This window comes from Methylotenera mobilis JLW8, assembly GCF_000023705.1.
GTDB lineage: Bacteria > Pseudomonadota > Gammaproteobacteria > Burkholderiales > Methylophilaceae > Methylotenera > Methylotenera mobilis.
Window position 1 is genome coordinate 2,204,028 of the sequence record NC_012968.1, and the last position, 17,397, is coordinate 2,221,424.

At 47.4% G+C, this 17,397-nt stretch carries 15 protein-coding genes; 10 read left to right on the top strand and 5 right to left on the bottom strand.

Annotated elements, in window-relative coordinates; genetic code table 11:
- Positions 1–11: 11 nt before the first annotated feature.
- The 5 genes from MMOL_RS10270 (at position 12) to MMOL_RS10290 (ending at position 5,567) form a co-directional block, all read left to right on the top strand.
- Complete coding sequence (locus tag MMOL_RS10270; protein ID WP_015832963.1) at positions 12–1,568, top strand: hypothetical protein; 1,557 nt, start codon at positions 12–14, stop codon at positions 1,566–1,568.
- 99 nt (positions 1,569–1,667) lie between these two features.
- Positions 1,668–1,994, top strand: a complete 327-nt coding sequence (gene trxA, locus MMOL_RS10275) for a thioredoxin TrxA (protein ID WP_015832964.1) — start codon at positions 1,668–1,670, stop codon at positions 1,992–1,994.
- A 154-nt stretch (positions 1,995–2,148) separates the two neighbouring features.
- Positions 2,149–3,408, top strand: coding sequence for a transcription termination factor Rho (rho, locus tag MMOL_RS10280; protein ID WP_015832965.1), 1,260 nt, complete (start codon positions 2,149–2,151; stop codon positions 3,406–3,408).
- Between the two features lie 119 nt (positions 3,409–3,527).
- A complete protein-coding gene (locus MMOL_RS10285) occupies positions 3,528–3,770 on the top strand; it encodes a type B 50S ribosomal protein L31 (protein WP_015832966.1) in 243 nt (80 codons plus the stop codon).
- Between the two features lie 144 nt (positions 3,771–3,914).
- Positions 3,915–5,567, top strand: coding sequence for an ArnT family glycosyltransferase (locus tag MMOL_RS10290; RefSeq protein ID WP_015832967.1), 1,653 nt, complete (start codon positions 3,915–3,917; stop codon positions 5,565–5,567).
- Positions 5,568–5,733: 166 nt separating this feature from the next.
- On the opposite strand, the gene MMOL_RS10295 is transcribed toward MMOL_RS10290, so the two are convergent.
- Genes MMOL_RS10295 through MMOL_RS10315 form a run of 5 tightly spaced genes read right to left on the bottom strand, consistent with a single transcriptional unit; the run spans position 5,734 to position 11,710 of the window.
- Positions 5,734–5,952 (bottom strand): formate dehydrogenase subunit delta, encoded by a 219-nt coding sequence (locus MMOL_RS10295; RefSeq protein WP_015832968.1) that lies wholly within the window; start codon positions 5,950–5,952, stop codon positions 5,734–5,736.
- A gap of 20 nt (positions 5,953–5,972) precedes the next feature.
- On the bottom strand, positions 5,973–6,794 hold the full coding sequence (gene fdhD / locus MMOL_RS10300; RefSeq protein WP_015832969.1) for a formate dehydrogenase accessory sulfurtransferase FdhD: 822 nt from the start codon (positions 6,792–6,794) through the stop codon (positions 5,973–5,975).
- A 9-nt stretch (positions 6,795–6,803) separates the two neighbouring features.
- A complete protein-coding gene (gene fdhF / locus MMOL_RS10305) occupies positions 6,804–9,668 on the bottom strand; it encodes a formate dehydrogenase subunit alpha (protein WP_015832970.1) in 2,865 nt (954 codons plus the stop codon).
- A gap of 9 nt (positions 9,669–9,677) precedes the next feature.
- The gene (locus MMOL_RS10310; protein ID WP_015832971.1) at positions 9,678–11,231 is read right to left on the bottom strand and encodes a formate dehydrogenase beta subunit; all 1,554 of its coding nucleotides are present in this window, start codon (positions 11,229–11,231) and stop codon (positions 9,678–9,680) included.
- Positions 11,228–11,710, bottom strand: a complete 483-nt coding sequence (locus MMOL_RS10315) for a formate dehydrogenase subunit gamma (protein WP_015832972.1) — start codon at positions 11,708–11,710, stop codon at positions 11,228–11,230. Before MMOL_RS10315 ends, MMOL_RS10310 begins: the two co-directional genes overlap by 4 nt.
- A 101-nt stretch (positions 11,711–11,811) precedes the next feature.
- On the opposite strand from MMOL_RS10315, the gene moaA reads away from it, so the two are divergent.
- The 5 genes from moaA (at position 11,812) to MMOL_RS10340 (ending at position 17,238) form a co-directional block, all read left to right on the top strand.
- A complete protein-coding gene (gene moaA, locus MMOL_RS10320) occupies positions 11,812–12,837 on the top strand; it encodes a GTP 3',8-cyclase MoaA (RefSeq protein WP_015832973.1) in 1,026 nt (341 codons plus the stop codon).
- The gene (mobA, locus tag MMOL_RS10325; protein ID WP_015832974.1) at positions 12,838–13,449 is read left to right on the top strand and encodes a molybdenum cofactor guanylyltransferase MobA; all 612 of its coding nucleotides are present in this window, start codon (positions 12,838–12,840) and stop codon (positions 13,447–13,449) included.
- 96 nt (positions 13,450–13,545) lie between these two features.
- A complete protein-coding gene (gene moeA / locus MMOL_RS10330) occupies positions 13,546–14,820 on the top strand; it encodes a molybdopterin molybdotransferase MoeA (protein ID WP_015832975.1) in 1,275 nt (424 codons plus the stop codon).
- Between the two features lie 175 nt (positions 14,821–14,995).
- Positions 14,996–15,736, top strand: coding sequence for an energy transducer TonB family protein (locus tag MMOL_RS10335; RefSeq protein ID WP_015832976.1), 741 nt, complete (start codon positions 14,996–14,998; stop codon positions 15,734–15,736).
- A gap of 17 nt (positions 15,737–15,753) precedes the next feature.
- Entirely contained in the window at positions 15,754–17,238 is a 1,485-nt protein-coding gene (locus MMOL_RS10340) for a sensor histidine kinase (protein WP_015832977.1), read from the top strand.
- Positions 17,239–17,397: the final 159 nt, after the last annotated feature.

Consider the following 17,397-nt stretch of genomic DNA (forward strand, 5'->3'; position numbering starts at 1 on the left):
AAAAAAATAATATGGCATTAAACCTTAACATTCCTACCTTGCAAGAAAACCCGGTATTTATTGCGGAAACGCGCCCGCAAAAAATACAGCAACTATTACAGGAAATTAACTCGCAGGACCCGGCTGACATCGCCACACATTTGCACAACGAATTGGAAACCCTGAATCGCCAAAAGGCTTCCTCCAGCCAAAGAACGCAAGCATTAGACTACTATCGTAGCCTGATTATCAGCGTAACCACAGCACTTGCAGCAGACTATGTCAACTCTACACTACCACTTGAAGATAAAGCCAAATCTGCCGCAGCGGCCTGCGAAGCACTGTGGCTAGAGCTCGGCTACGGCTACAAACTGGTGCTAATCGACTTACAAAACCAACTCATTAAGTTACGCACAGATAAAAGCTCGGCATTAGCTATTCAGCGTGCAATGCACGCAATAGCTGAATACACATTGGTACACTACCAAACCTATTTAACACCGCCCAGCCATGTCTGGAGCGATTTACATCAGCTGTACTTCTGTGCAGCCAAGCTTGGCATTCTGCACACCAACACCCCGGCCGACACTACGCCAACACAAGCGAAAAATTATGCCCAATTACTAACGTCTATTGAAGATACTTATAAGCATACGCTACTAGTCAGCCTGGCGCAGCCTCATCATCTGTTGCAGCAAGATATCAGCGCGGTCGCCGACTATTTAGCGCACCACATTCAAGCAGCAAGGGTCACCGCTATCGAGCCGTTAGAAAATAGCTCTGGTGCATTTATCATCAACTTAACGTCTGATGCCCCTCCTACGCCTTACGGCAAGCTTAAATCAGCGCCCAATCCGGACTCAGAACTATTACTGCATACCATAGACCTGATACGCGGCATTCACGAAGACCTGGGCAAACTCCAAAATCGCAGCATTCCAGTGAGTGGCAGTATTAATGCTGATGCCAACCATAATGACTACATTGAGTTACTGTCCTATCTCATTACCAACTGGGGTATTGCACCCAAACGTATATTTAACCGCTCCGCCAAAAACGGGGATATCGACATCGCTGTCGGCATTGAAGACATACACAGCATCATCACTGCCGCTAACAGCGACCCTGTAGCGCAAGTCTATCAGGCAACCCCTTCGCACTGGAAAATCCTAAACATCAGCGCAACCGGCATTTCCATCAGGCGCTACCATACCGCACAGAAGAACATCAAAGTCGGCAGCTTAATTGCGCTAAAGGCCAGAAACGAACAGCAGTGGTCAATCGGGCTAGTGAAATGGGCCAACTGTGGCACCAGAGACCGCTTAGACATTGGCGTACAATTGATTGCCCCATATGCAGACAGCGCTTTTGCACAGACCTTCCAACACAGCAGCAATACCAAAGTTCTTAAACTGCCAGAAATCAGCGCGGTGAACCAGGCCGCCACTATTATCGCGCCCAGAGGCACTTATATCCAAGGCCGCCAGCTGACATTCACCTGTAACAAAAAAACCGTACAGGCATCCCTTGAGCGGCTAATAGAGAGAACGCATGACATTGAGCGCATTCAGTTCAACATCATGAATTAAATCTTATTCAGCACAATTAGGCTTCACTAAAACATTTTTTTTCGCTACGATACACATTTTCTAGTATTATTTAGTCATATTCAATTTAAAGGTTTTCCTATGAGCGAACACATCACACACCTTAGCGATGCAAGTTTTGAACAAGATGTTCTACAATCGCAAATCCCAGTTCTTGTAGACTACTGGGCAGAGTGGTGTGGCCCATGCAAAATGATTGCACCAATTCTTGATGAAATTTCAAAAGAATATGCTGGCCGCATCAAAGTTGCTAAACTAAACATTGATGACAACCAACAAACGCCACCTAAATATGGCATTCGTGGCATCCCTACACTCATGCTATTTAAAAATGGCAATGTAGAAGCAACTAAAGTTGGTGCACTATCTAAGTCACAACTTACTGCTTTTATTGACAGCAACATCTAAACCCATTACGCTTAGCATAAATCAAAGGCTTGGTTTTAAACGATTAACGCTTTAAAACCAAGCACCATCCCTTCAGGCAACAAAAACTAAGCCTCTGGCATTTAAATCTAAAGCCTTTAATCACCCTACACACATCTTGTTCTAGCGAGACCCCATGCATTTATCCGACCTCAAACATCTACCTGTTACTGAATTAGTAGAAATGGCTATTGCCAATGAAATCGACAATGCCAGTCGCATGCGTAAACAAGATTTAATTTTTGCCATTTTAAAAAATAAGGCAAAAAAAGGGGAAAGCATTTTTGGTGACGGCACCTTAGAAGTTTTGCAAGATGGGTTTGGCTTTCTCAGATCACCAGACACTTCTTATTTAGCTGGTCCTGATGATATTTACGTTTCACCCTCTCAAATTCGTCGCTTTAACTTACACACTGGTGACAGTATTCAAGGCGAAATCCGCATCCCTAAAGACGGTGAGCGCTATTTTGCTTTAGTTAAAGTTGACATGGTAAATGGCGAAGCGCCAGAAAATACCAAACATAAAATTCTGTTTGAAAACTTAACCCCTTTATTCCCTACCATTCCACTCACTCTGGAACGTGATATCAAAGGTGCTGAAAACATCACTAGCCGCGTTATCGATATGATTGCGCCCATCGGTAAAGGTCAGCGTGGTCTGCTGGTTGCCAGCCCGAAAAGCGGTAAAACGGTGATGATGCAAAATATCGCGCATGCGATTACTGCTAATCACCCTGACGTGATTCTGATTGTATTGTTAATCGACGAGCGCCCTGAAGAGGTGACAGAAATGACACGCTCAGTAAAAGGTGAAGTGGTTGCTTCAACGTTCGATGAGCCAGCAACACGTCACGTACAAGTTGCAGAAATGGTACTGGAAAAAGCCAAACGCTTAGTTGAACATAAAAAAGATGTGGTCATCTTACTAGATTCTATTACACGTTTAGCTCGTGCTTACAACACGGTGATCCCATCGTCAGGCAAGGTATTAACCGGCGGCGTGGATGCCAACGCCCTACAACGCCCTAAACGCTTCTTCGGTGCTGCCAGAAATGTTGAAGAGGGTGGCTCACTCACCATTATCGCTACTGCATTGGTAGATACCGGCTCTCGCATGGATGACGTTATCTATGAGGAGTTTAAAGGTACCGGCAACATGGAAATCCATCTTGACCGCCGCATGGCAGAGAAACGCCAATACCCTGCAATCAACGTGAATAAATCCGGTACACGTCGTGAAGAGTTATTAATCGAAAAAGATGTGTTACAGAAAATCTGGGTACTACGTAAACTACTCTACCCAATGGATGACCTTGAGGCGATGGAGTTCTTGTTGGACAAAATCAAGTCAACTAAAAACAATGCGGATTTTTTTGACAGCATGCGTAGAGGCTAACTCCTTTACTTTAAACAATTATCTTGCGTAGCTGCAGCAATATAAATATAATGCCGAGTTACCGCAAAAATTTGCAACATTATGCCGTATCATTCGGCAAACAATAAGAGGCTATTAACATGAAAGATGGAATTCATCCAAATTACCGCGAAGTCGTATTTCAAGACATTGGTGCTGACTTTAGCTTTATCACACGCTCTACTATCGCTGCTCGTGACACTATCAAGTGGACTGACGGTAAAGAGTACCCATTAGTTAAGATCGAAGTATCTTCAAAATCACACCCGTTCTACACTGGTAAACAAATGATTCTTGATACTGCTGGTCGTGTTGATAAATTCCGTAAAAAATACGGCATGTAATTCAACAATCACGACTCTGCTTGCAGATTATCGTTTATCAAAAGGCAGCTTAGGCTGCCTTTTGTTTTAGTATGTTGTTTATACGAACCACTTGCTCATATAAAATGGGCATACTTCAATGATGCAGATCCCGAGCTAATCCACATGCGCTTCCAACTTGATCATGACTGGCAAGGCAATATGTCTACACCGCGCGCGCGCATCGGTGAGAACACAAAAACACAGCTTCTAATCCTCTTATCTATTATCTGGATTTTTCTAGGTCTGATTGGCCATGCGCCTTGGAAACCGCTAGAAACCACTAGTATTAGCATTATTAAAGATATTCTGGACAACGGCCATATCATTGCACCGTTAGCCGTCAACCAATCACTATTAGATTTGCCGCCGTTATATCACTTATCGGCTGCGGGCAGTGCCCAGCTTTTTAGCTACCTATTTGATATCCATGATGGCGCACGCCTGATTAACGCGCTATGGATGTCAATCACCCTGCTCATGGTGGGCATGACCGGGCGTGAGCTCTGGACGCATGGCGTAGGGCGTTACGCGACATTTATTATGATAGGCACCATCGGCCTTATTTTAAATGCACACAGTCTCAACACTGAGATAGCTATGCTAACCAGCACAGCTACCGGTTTTTACGCACTAGCGCTATCAAAACGCAGGCCGTGGCGTGCAAGCCTACTCTTTGGCGCAGCCATTGCTGTTGGCTTCTTAGCAAAGGGGCTGCTGCCAGCATTGATTTTAACCGGCACCGCATTATCATTAGCGCTCTTATTTAAGAATTGGCGCACCAAGAGCTTTGCCATATTTTTCAGTGCTGCAATGTTAGCGGCACTACCGCTAGTAGCGCTATGGCTAGTACCTTTTGCGCTATATTATCCAGAGTTATTTAGTGCCTGGCTTAAATCTGAACTCCATAGTTTTAACCAATCCTACTTTTCATACTTTTTTAAGATATTAATCTGGTATGCATGGCCAGCATTGCCTTTGGCACTTTGGAGTCTATGGCGTCACCGCATGCAACTACTGAGCAAACCAAGATTTCAGCTCATTATTATATTTTTCTTGATTAGCTTAGCGGCGCTAGGCGCAGGCGCAGATAACAAAGATATCAATGCGCTCACCCTACTCCTACCCTTGGTGGCACTAGGTGCCGGCAGTGTAGATCACCTTAAGCGCGGCGCGGCATCTGCATTAAACTGGTTTGGCATCAGTCTATTTGGCTTGGCCGGCTTTCTAATTTGGTTAGGTTGGTTTGCCATGACTACAGGCTATCCGAGCAGAATTAAAGAGCGCATGCAGTTTCTATCTGGCTCTGATAGCGTGCACTTTAGCATTATCAGCCTTGTGCTCGCGGTTATCATCACCAGCATCTGGTTATTTACCTGCGTCAGGGTGCGCCAAAGCAACCGTGCCACCGTCACCAACTGGGCCGTAGGCATGACATTTGGCTGGGGCCTACTGATGACCTTATGGCTACCATTGATTGACAGCGCAAAGAGCTACAAGCCGGCCTTTACGCAGCTACAGCAAGCCATTGGCAACAACAGTGCATGCATCAAAAGCTTAAATATTGGCCAATCGCAACGCGTATTATTAAACTACTACACCAATCTACACCTAGAGCCTATGGATGCACCGCAGTCTGCTAGCTGCGAGTTTTACCTGATACAAGATGAACGCGGCACGACCAGAATGCAACCCAGTGACGAATGGGCTTTAATTTGGCGCGGCAAACGTACCGCTGACAGAAAAGAAAGCTTTAGGCTGTATCAGCGCCAGCACTAAAGTCTACTTTACTTGTGGGGCTATATCCGGGGCTAATCTGAGAGCAAATATCTCGAGAATAAACACCGCGACAATTAATATCTAGTAAGAAACGCTCACCAATCACATATAGCTATGTGATTGGTATAGCAACGTCTGCGATTGTGGATGCAGACAGGGATGGGAGTTATAACTGTATGTGCGATTTAATCGCCGTTTGCACCGCTTGGTGCAAACCGTTGCCGCCCTGCACATTTACATACTCTGCGATTTGCTTACGCATAGGCAATGCCCAGAAGCTATTAAGATGCTTGGCAATATTCTCTTGCGCTTGGATCTGATTCGGATAAGACTCATAAAAGTCACCGATCTGGTTCGCCATCGAAATTAAACGTTTAATATCCATAGACTTTAGCTTCTCTATTTTTATTGATTCAAAATTCTTTCACCGTGACTATAAGCCACATATCGGCTCTCACGCGCAAAGCCTAACAACGTCAAACCACATTCTTGTGCTACGCGCACCGCTAAGCCGGTAGGTGCTGATACAGCAACAAGCAAACTCACGCCTGCCCTAGCTGTTTTCTGCACCATTTCGAAGCTGGCACGGCTGGTGGTAATAATAAAACCATCATTCGCCAAGCCGGTTTTCACGCGGTTTTTCTCCAGCGCCCCTACCAGCTTATCAAGTGCATTATGTCTGCCCACATCCTCACGCACCATGCTGATGGTGCCGTCTGCCAACACATACGCACTGGCGTGCGTAGCACCAGTCTGCTGCTGCAGCACCTGCGTTGCCTGCATCGCCTGTAACGCGCGTTGAATACTTGTTGCCGCGAATACAGACTGAGACAACAAGCGATCAGGATAGCGCACCGCCTGCTCCAGACTCTCGGAGCCACATAAGCCGCAACCAGTCTTACCCGCCAAGGTGCGGCGCTTCTCTTTTAGCTGCACAAAGCGCTCAGTTGCTATCTCACAGTGCAACTCAATACCATTGTTACGCACCTGAACATCTACATCATAGAGTTCACTTGCCTGCTCAATAATGCCTTCAGATAGCGAAAAACCTAATGCAAAATCTTCCAGGTCCTGCGCGGTAGCCAACATTACAGCATGCGAAACGCCGTTATACACTAAGGCAATAGGCGTTTCTTCTGCCAGACAATCCGAGGCTGTCTGCAATTTCCCATCCTGCCACTGCGTAACCTCGAACTGACTGGTGGATACATCTAATATTAAAGACAGCGTTGACTCCTAATTCACTTTTGCTGCGTCTGCCTTTTTACCGGCAAAAGCAATTTGTGCTTCACTAAAGCTCTTGTAGTGTTTCTGCCAATCAGATAACTGACTGACACGTGACACCTGCACTGCCGTCACCTTAAACTCGGGGCAGTTAGTTGCCCAGTCTGAGTTATCGGTGGTAATCACGTTAGCACCAGATTCAGGGTGGTGGAACGTGGTGTAAACCACGCCAACTTGCACGCGCTCTGTAATTTTAGCGCGCAACACAGTCTCACCCGCACGGCTCACAATCCCAACCCAGTCACCCTCTTTAATGCCGCGCTCTTCTGCGTCATGTGGATGAATTTCCAAGATATCTTCTGGATGCCAAGCAGTGTTATGTGTTCTACGTGTCTGCGCTCCCACATTGTACTGCGACAAAATACGGCCTGTCGTCAGAATCAATGGGAATTTAGCATTCACTTTTTCTGTGCTTGGCACGTAGCGCGTCACAAAGAACTTACCTTTTCCGCGCACAAACTCGTCAATATGCATAATCGGCGTGCCATCAGGATGCTCGTCATCACATGGCCACTGCACACTACCCATTTCATCCAGTTTCTTGAAGCTTACACCACGGAATGTAGGTGTTAAGGCAGCAATTTCATCCATAATTTCTGATGCATGATTATATTGCATTGGGTAGCCCAATGCCTCAGATAGTTTGGTCGTCACTTCCCAATCTTCATAACCATTCTTAGGATGCATCACTCTGCGTACAGGTGAAATACGGCGTTCCGCATTGGTAAATGTACCATTTTTCTCTAAGAATGAAGCACCTGGGAAGAACACGTGCGCAAACATCGCCGTTTCATTCAGGAATAAGTCTTGAACAATCACACACTCCATGTTTTCTAATGCGTGTGTGACGTGCTGCGTATTGGGGTCTGATTGCACAATATCTTCACCTACGCAGTACAAGCCCTTGAAGTTACCCTCGCTCGCCTCATCCAGCATATTGGGAATACGCAAACCGGGCTCTTTACTTAGTGACCGGCCCCAAGCAGATTCAAATAAAGCACGTGTCGCATCATCAGCTACATGGCGGTAACCCGGAAACTCATGCGGCATAGATCCCATATCGCATGAGCCTTGCACATTGTTTTGACCGCGTAATGGGTTAACACCCACACCTTCACGGCCAATATTCGCAGTTGCCATTGCCAGGTTGGCTATACCCATCACAGTGGTAGAGCCTTGACTATGCTCGGTAACGCCGAGGCCATAGTAAATTGCAGCATCGCCGCCTGTGGCGTACATTCTGGCTGCCGCACGCATCGTTTCTGCATCCACGCCCAATTCAGCTGCAAGCGCTTCTGGTGAGTTTTCTGGCTTAGCCACAAAATCACGCCACTCTACGAATGAATCCCACTCGCAGCGCTCTTTTACAAACGCTTCCTGCACCAAGCCCTCCGTCACAATCACGTGAGCCAGCGCTGACACTAAGGCAACGTTGGTACCTGGGCGTAATTTAAGGTGGTAATCGGCACGAATATGTGGAGAATTAGCAACCAAGTCAATTTCACGTGGGTCAGCAATAATGAGTTTAGCCCCCTCACGTAAACGACGCTTCATTTGTGATGCAAATACCGGATGGCCGTCTGTTGGGTTAGCACCAATAATGAAAATTACATCGGAATGCATCACTGAATCAAAGGTTTGCGTACCAGCAGACTCACCCAGCGTTTGTTTCAAGCCATAGCCGGTCGGGCTGTGGCAAACTCGTGCGCACGTATCCACGTTGTTCACGCCGAATACGGCACGAATCAACTTTTGTGTGACGTAAACCTCTTCGTTGGTGCAACGTGATGACGTAATTCCGCCGATTGCATCGCTGCCATATTGTTTTTGAATACGGGTTAACTCACTCGCTGCATAGCTGATTGCCTCATCCCATCCCACTTGCTGCCATGGGTCTTTGATGCTTTTACGAATCATAGGCGTAGTGATGCGGTCTTTATGGGTGGCATAACCCCATGCGAAGCGGCCTTTTACGCAGGAGTGTCCGTGGTTAGCGCCACCATTCTTGGTTGGCGTCATACGAACCACTTCCTCGCCCTTCATTTCCGCGTCAAAGCTACAACCCACACCGCAATATGCGCATGTAGTGGTTACGCTATGCTCGGGCGTACCGGCTTCGATGACTGTTTTTTCTATCAGTGTTGCCGTTGGGCAAGCCTGCACGCAAGCACCGCAAGATACGCATTCTGAATCTAAAAAGTCTTTATTGCCGGCAGAAACCTTAGACTCAAAACCACGTCCGGAGATGGTCAGTGCGAATGTGCCCTGCGTTTCTTCACATGCACGCACGCAGCGTGAACACACGATACATTTACTAGGATCAAACGTGAAATATGGGTTAGTTTCGTCTTTTGCAGAGTTAAGATGGTTTTCACCGTCATAACCGTAACGCACTTCACGCAAACCTACCGCGCCAGCCATGTCTTGTAGCTCACAATCACCGTTAGTTGCGCAAGTTAGGCAATCTAAGGGATGGTCTGAAATGTACAACTCCATTGTGCCACGACGAATATCTGCAAGCTTTGGCGTTTGTGTACGGACTTTCAGACCATCAGCAACCGGGGTAGTGCATGATGCGGGGTAGCCACGGCGGCCTTCGATTTCAACCAAGCATAAACGACATGATCCAAACGGCTCCAGACTATCTGTTGCACATAGTTTAGGCACCATCACACCTGCTACTGCAGCAGCATGCATAATAGATACGCCATCAGGCACTGTAATTTCTCTGTCATCTATCGTCAGCGTCACTTGCTTAGCAGCTTCGCTTTTAGGAGTACCGTAATCAATATTTGAGTTGTATTTAATTTCGTCCATAGTTGCCTCCTAAACTGCCTGCGTTTCGGCAGGTAGTCCAAAGTCTTGCGGGAAATGATTCAGTGCGCTCAGCACAGGGTAAGGGGTCATGCCGCCTAACGCGCATAATGAGCCGTTTAGCATGGTGTCACTTAAATCACGCACCAGTTGGATATTCTTGGCATGATCTTTACCTGATCTGATTTTATCAATGACCTCAACGCCACGCGTTGAGCCTATGCGGCAAGGCGTACATTTGCCACAAGATTCCACAGCACAGAACTCAAATGCATAACGCGCCATTTTTGACATATCTACCGTATCATCAAAGGCGACAATACCGCCGTGACCGAGCACTGCCCATATCTTAGCAAACGCTTCATAGTCTAAAGGCGTGTCAAACTGACTCTCTGGCAGGTATGCGCCTAAAGGCCCACCGACCTGCACGGCACGAATAGGCTTACCGCTCGCAGCCCCCCCCCCAAAGTCATATAACAACTCGCGCAAAGTAGCACCAAACGCCAACTCGACTAAACCGTTATGCTTAAGGTTACCAGCAAGCTGAATAGGCAAGGTGCCACGTGAACGCCCCATGCCGTAATCAGCATAATATTGCGCACCTTTATCTAAAATAATCGGCACGGAAGCTAGTGAAATTACATTGTTTACAACGGTTGGTTTACCGAATAGACCTTCAATCGCTGGCAGTGGCGGTTTAAAACGCACTAGACCGCGTTTACCTTCTAGGCTTTCCAGCAACGAAGTTTCTTCACCACAGACATAGGCACCCGCAGCGCGGCGCACTTCCAGATGAAAAGCCTTACCGCTACCTAAAAGATTATCGCCCAAATAACCAGCCTTGTTCGCCACCTCAATCGCCTGATTCAAAGTTACTAATGCGTGTGGATACTCTGAGCGTAAGTAGATATAACCTTGTGTAGCACCTACCGCCACGCCGGCGATGGTCATACCCTCAATTAGTACGAATGGATCACCTTCCATAATCATGCGATCTGAGTAGGTACCTGAGTCGCCCTCATCTGCATTACATACTACGTATTTCTGCTCTGATTCACAGCCCAGCACAGTGTTCCATTTGATACCGGTAGGAAAAGCTGCGCCGCCGCGACCACGTAAGCCTGAGTCAGTGACAGCTTTAACAATGTCAGCGCCACTCAATTTGAGTGCATTTTTCAGGCCTTGATAGCCATCGTGCGCGATGTAATCATCCAGCGATACAGGGTTAATCACACCTACACGCGCAAACGTTAAACGCTGCTGCTTTTTGAGCCAATCAATTTCTTCGGTTAAACCCAAACACAGCGTATGTGGTTTTGCATTGATAAAATCAGCATCAAACAGGGATGGAACATCATTAACTTTCACCGGGCCGTAAGCTACGCGCCCATTGGCAGTCGACACTTCCACCAAGGTTTCCAGCCAGTACAGGCCACGAGAACCATTGCGGATAATCTCTACATCCAAACCACGACTTTTTGCTTCTGCGGCAATCGCAACCGCCACTTTCTCTGCACCTACAGCTAAAGCACTTGAGTCACGTGGAATATATATTTTGGTGGTCATGCTCTTGCCTCCGCAATCAATGCATCCAAATCGGATGGAGACACTCGGCCATAAATTTCATCGTTCATCATCACAGAAGGTGATAATGCACAGTTACCTAGGCAATACACAGCCTCAAGCGTAACAGCGTCATCTGCAGTGGTTTGATGGTAATCAATGTTCAGGCATTTTTTTGCATGCGCTTCCAATGCCTCACTGCCCATAGCCTGGCATGACTCCGCACGGCAAATCTGCATCACATTACGGCCGGGCTTGTGAGTTCTAAAGTGGTGGTAAAATGTAACTACGCCATGCACTTCCGCGACCGACAAAGCCAGTGCTTTAGATATCTGCGGGTAGGCAGCCTCAGGCACATAACCGATATTATCTTGAATCGCATGCAGCAAAGGCATCAATGCGCCCGGGCGGTGTTGATGCTCGGCAATTAAGCGACTAATTACCGCATCCGTATCTTCTAGTGGTGTGTTTGAATCAAGCAAGCTAATATCTCCAAAGCAACTATAATGACGATACACAATCCTACTATAATATAGATGTAAATTGTTAATGAAATGTAAAATCTCATCAGGTATGACAACTCGTGACTGAAAAAGTGCCTACTCCAACATCCAATTACCCTGATAAGCTGATCGACCAGTTTGGCCGTCAGGTTGACTATATTCGGCTGTCTATCACTGACCGCTGCGATTTTAGATGCACCTACTGTATGGCGGAAGAGATGACGTTTTTGCCGCGCGATGAAGTACTCAGCCTGGAAGAGTGCCTGCGCTTGGTAAAAGCGTTCGTACAGCTAGGCGTGACCAAAGTACGTATCACCGGTGGCGAACCGTTGGTGCGTAAAAATGCACTATGGCTATTTGAAGAAGTTGGCAAGCTTGAGAGGCTAAAAGAGCTAGTGCTCACTACCAACGGCAGTCAATTAGAGAAACAAGCTGCTAGCTTAAAGCAAGCTGGCGTTAAGCGCATTAACATCAGTCTAGATAGCCTAAATAGCGAGCGCTTTAAAAAAATCACCCGCACTGGCGAACTAGATAAAGTGCTGCACGGCATACAAGCGGCAAAACAAGCTGGCTTTGACAATATTAAGCTGAACACGGTGCTGATGCGCGGCACCAATGATGACGAAGTACAAGCGCTCGTGGACTTTGCCATTCAGCAAGCCATTGATATTTCCTTTATTGAAGAAATGCCCTTAGGCGAAGTCGACCATACGCGGGAATCTACCTTTGTCAGCAATGCAGAAATCCTTAAAACCCTGCAAAACCAATACGCACTGACTGCCAGCACAACCAACACGGGCGGTCCTGCGCGCTACTGGCGCGTTGCCGACAGCAACACTAAAATCGGTTTTATTTCACCGCATTCACATAACTTCTGTGAAGCATGCAATCGCGTGCGCATCACCTGCAAAGGCGAGTTATACCTATGCTTAGGGCAAGAAGATAAAGTGGATCTGATGCCACTGTTGCGCAACCATCCTAATGATGATCAGCCATTGATTCAGGCCATCTTGAACAGTATGTCGATTAAACCGAAAGGTCATGATTTCGATTTACGGCGCGCTAAGCCTGCGGTGGTTAGATTCATGTCACACACCGGCGGCTAAGTGCCAGTTTCAGCACTTATACTGGCAGGCGGCCTAGCCACTCGCATGGGCGGTGTCGATAAAGGCTTAGTTCCATTCCAATCCAAGCCAATGATTCAACATGTAATTGCCAGACTAAGACCACAGGTCGATGAAATCATCATCAATGCCAACCGCGAGCTGGCGTATTACAACAGCCTAGGCTACCGCGTATTACAAGATGAAATCACAGATTTTGCAGGCCCACTGGCCGGTATGCAGCTTGGGCTTAAGCATGCCACGCATGATTTAGTACTATTTGCACCATGCGACTCGCCATTACTACCGGCTGATTTGGTACAAAAGCTTCAAGCGGGCTTACTGCAGGCTAATGCGGATATTGCCGTGGCCACCTGCGGCACCAACAAACACCCTGTATTTTGCCTATGCAAAAAAACATTACTCCCTAGCCTTGATAGCTATTTAGCACTAGGCCACAAAAAAGTGCAGGCATGGCAAAAAAATCAGCACTACATAGAAGTAGACTTTGGTGTCGACAATGACGCTTTTGAAAACTTAAACAGCCCGGATGATATTACGAAACTGGAGTCAAAATTAGCACAACGCGGCAACGAAAGCACAGACACGCTTTAGACCACACTGTAATTTGCGCGCAAGGCTAAAACAACCGCTTTTAACATAGTAAACTACACCATTAACGCTCAACACTTAACTCAAGTCCACAAACAAATGACCAGCGACACCTCTCTCCAGAACTTAGCCAACAACCCTAGCTGCATGGATGATTATGACCCTAATGCCATGCACGTAGCGAAAGCCCGTGAGTTTATTTGGCAATTTCTAAACCCAGTTTCCACAGTGGAAACACTGGCGTTGCGTGACAGCCTTGGCCGTGTACTAGCAACAGACATCACCTCACCGGCTAACGTACCCAACTACGACAATTCAGCCATGGATGGTTACGCCTTGAAAGGCAGCGACATTGCAACATCGCGCCTCAAGGTGATAGGCACCGCCTTTGCCGGAAGAGCATTTGATGGCACGGTGCATGATGGTGAATGCGTCAGAATCATGACCGGCGCTGCCATGCCAGCCGGCACCGATACCGTGGTAGTGCAAGAGAGAACCGTTGCTGATGGCGAGTTTATCAATATCAGCGAAGCGCCCAAGCCACAGGCAAATGTACGCTACGCTGGCGAAGATCTAAAACTGGGGCAAACCGTGCTGGCCCAAGGTCACCTGATGCGCCCCGCCGATTTAGGCTTAATCGCATCATTAGGCATTGCAGAGGTACAAGCTTACCGCAAATTAAAAGTAGCCTTCTTCTCTACCGGAGATGAGTTGGTCAGCATAGGACAACCCCTTAGCATCGGACAGGTTTACGACAGCAACCGTTATACGCTATTTGGCATGCTCACTAGGTTAGGCGTAGAGATCATCGACATGGGCGCAATTGCAGATGACCCGATACTACTGGAAGCCACACTGCTTAACGCAGCGCAACAGGCTGATGTAGTGATCACCAGCGGTGGTGTTTCTGTGGGCGAAGCTGACTATATGAAACAACTACTCACCAAACATGGCCAGGTCATGTTCTGGAAAGTATCCATGAAGCCGGGCAGGCCACTCGCTTATGGCAAGGTTGGCAATGCTCACTATTTCGGCCTACCTGGCAACCCAGTGGCGGTGATGGTAACGTTTTACCAATTTGTACGCGATGCCTTGTTAAGGCTAATGGGGCAATCCACCCCTGTACCATTGCCCATGTTTCAAGTACAGTGCACACAAGCAATTAAAAAGCTGACAGGACGCACCGAGTTCCAGCGCGGACTATTATTCACCGACGCTGACGGCGTATGGCGCGTAAAACCGACCGGTGCACAAGGCTCGGCGCTATTAAGCTCCATGTCGCTAGCCAACTGCTTTATTGTGTTAGATGACACCGTTGGCAATCTGGAGGCTGGTGCAACAGTTCAAGTTCAGGTGCTAGATGGTATTATCTAGCTTCATATTTATAACGTCATACTTAATTGAGTTTAGTGAGTGTTAAATAATCATGCATGAGATGAGCAACCAGCGCAGCGTAATCCGCCAAACCGACAACCTAGCAATCAGAACTGCTTGTTGTATAATTTCGCGTCATTTTTAAATAACCGTCTCTCAATCAGGTCTATTTTCTTTGAACTCCGCGGCAACACACCCCTCCTCACAGTGGGATAACACCATCGTATGGGCGATTGTTTGCTCCATACTGCTGCATGGTTTGCTCGTGCTGATTATCCCCAACATTCATTTTGATGCGGTAAAAATGCCTGAAGTGCTGGAAATCCAACTGGTGAAACAAGCTGCGCCACCTGCACCGCCACCACAACCAGTACAGCCACCTGCTGAAGTGGTCGAACCACAAACCAAAGCCATCCCCAAGCCATTGCCTAAACCGGTTGTTAAGCAAACACCTAGCCCTATCGTTCAAGAAACCAGACCTATCCCTGAAACCCCTATCATCACGGCAGCACCAGAGGTGATTGCAGTGAAGCCTGCACCTGAGCGCACAGCGCCAACCCACACTCCGCCGGTCGCCGAACCTGTCAAAGAAGCGCCACCAATGCCGAGTCAGGCTGACATTGACAATGCCACTGGGCGCTACGGCAACTCACTGTGGAACGCTATCAGCAAACATAAGAAGTACCCCAAAATTGCACAAATGCGTGGCTGGCAGGGCGAAGCCATCGTAGAACTAGAGCTGGATGGCAGCGGCAAGCTGAAGTCAAAGAAAATCACACAATCTAGCGGCTATGAGGTGTTGGATAAACAGGCACTGGAAATGGTAGAAAAAGCCGTACCATTCCCGACACCTCCAGAGGCACTGCGCAACAGTAATTTCACCATTGTGATTCCGGTCCCGTTCAAGCTCGAATAATCACCAAAATTATTGCTGTGGCTAAAAAAAAGACCTCCCTTAAAGACCTTTTGCTCATTCACGAGCTAGCGTTTATCCTGCTCATTTTTTTAGTCGCATCGATTGGCGCGATTGGGATCCAGCTCCAAGACCAGTCCAGCCAAGAATCCAACCGCATCAACTCACTGGTACAGGAAGTACAGCAAACACGCGGTGACTTATACCGCCAGCTCAAAGAGCTGTTTGATGCTTACTTTCTAGACGACCCAGAAGCGCGGACTGAATACAACCAATTTACCCTTTCAGTAGAAAATCATTTCCAACAATTGCAGCGCCTAGCAGTAGGCGAGGCAGAAAAAGCTGCCATTCATGACCTGCATGCTGGCTATCGCGCGTTTGTGGCGGAGACATCAACACTCTTTGATCAAGATTCGCACCTGAACCGCGCCGACCTTAAAAAAATACTGAATACAGACTTGGAAGCTGGCATCTTTAACCGCTACGAATCGTTACTGGCAAGCACAGAACAGTTGCTGAACCAGAAGCAAACTGAATTAGACAATCAGCTTAAAAACAGCAAACATAAATCCAATTACTTGCTATTTACCCCTCTCGCACTCGCCATTCTGCTTTTAGTGTTCTCACGCGTGTTTCTCAAGCGCTCCATCGTGCGGCCAATTGAAGGCGTATTACATGCCACCACTGAAATCAGTGCTGGCAACCTGACACACAAAGCCCCCGATGAAAACATTGAAGAGCTAGCCTCGCTCTCCAAAGCCGTGAACGAAATGGCGGATAAATTATTAAATAGCCAGGAAAACCTGATTCGTACCGAAAAACAAGCCGCGCAAGGCTTGCTGGTACCGATGCTGGCCCATAACATTCGTAACCCGCTAGCCAGCATACGCGCCACGGCGCAAGTGATGGACGACCCTAACAACAATGCAGAGACGCAAGAGTCGATTGACGGCATTATCAACACCGTGGATAGGCTAGAGCGCTGGACTGGGGCACTGCTGGCTTATTTACATCCACTGCAACCTCAGCCCACTTACACCAATATGCGCGAAATTGTGAATGGCGCCCTCAGCCCGTTACAACAAAAAATTTCGGAAAAATCCATCCAGCTAAAACTGCCCGACTGGCCTAAAGCTAGCGCTGTGCGTAACGATCAAATATTTACCGATCACCACTTGTTAGAACAAGTCATCTACAATCTGCTGCTAAATGCAATTGACGCCTCAGCCAAAAACTCCCCTGTAGAAATCGTGTGCAGAATCACACAAGATGCGTTTGATTTACGTTTGATGGATCGCGGTAGCGGCATGCCGTTTACACCAGACCCCAGCGCCATGAGCGCGCCAACCACCAAACGCTTTGGCACCGGCATCGGCATTCCATTTGCATTCAAGGTATGCGATGCATTAGGGGGTAGCCTACAATTTGCCTCAAGGCTAGGCGGCGGCACCATGATTACCATTACCCTGCCTAGAGTGCTCAGCACTCATCACGCGATTAGCTAACTAACGCCGTGCAAATTTAGTTCAGCATAATACTCAGTCAACACTAACTCTGATTAGCAGCAGTGAGCCAGAATCAATATTTTTCAAAATTATTAGCATTTACTTGCTGTATAGACTTGCCTTAATGAGGCTTTTTATCAACAATGGAGCTAAGTACTA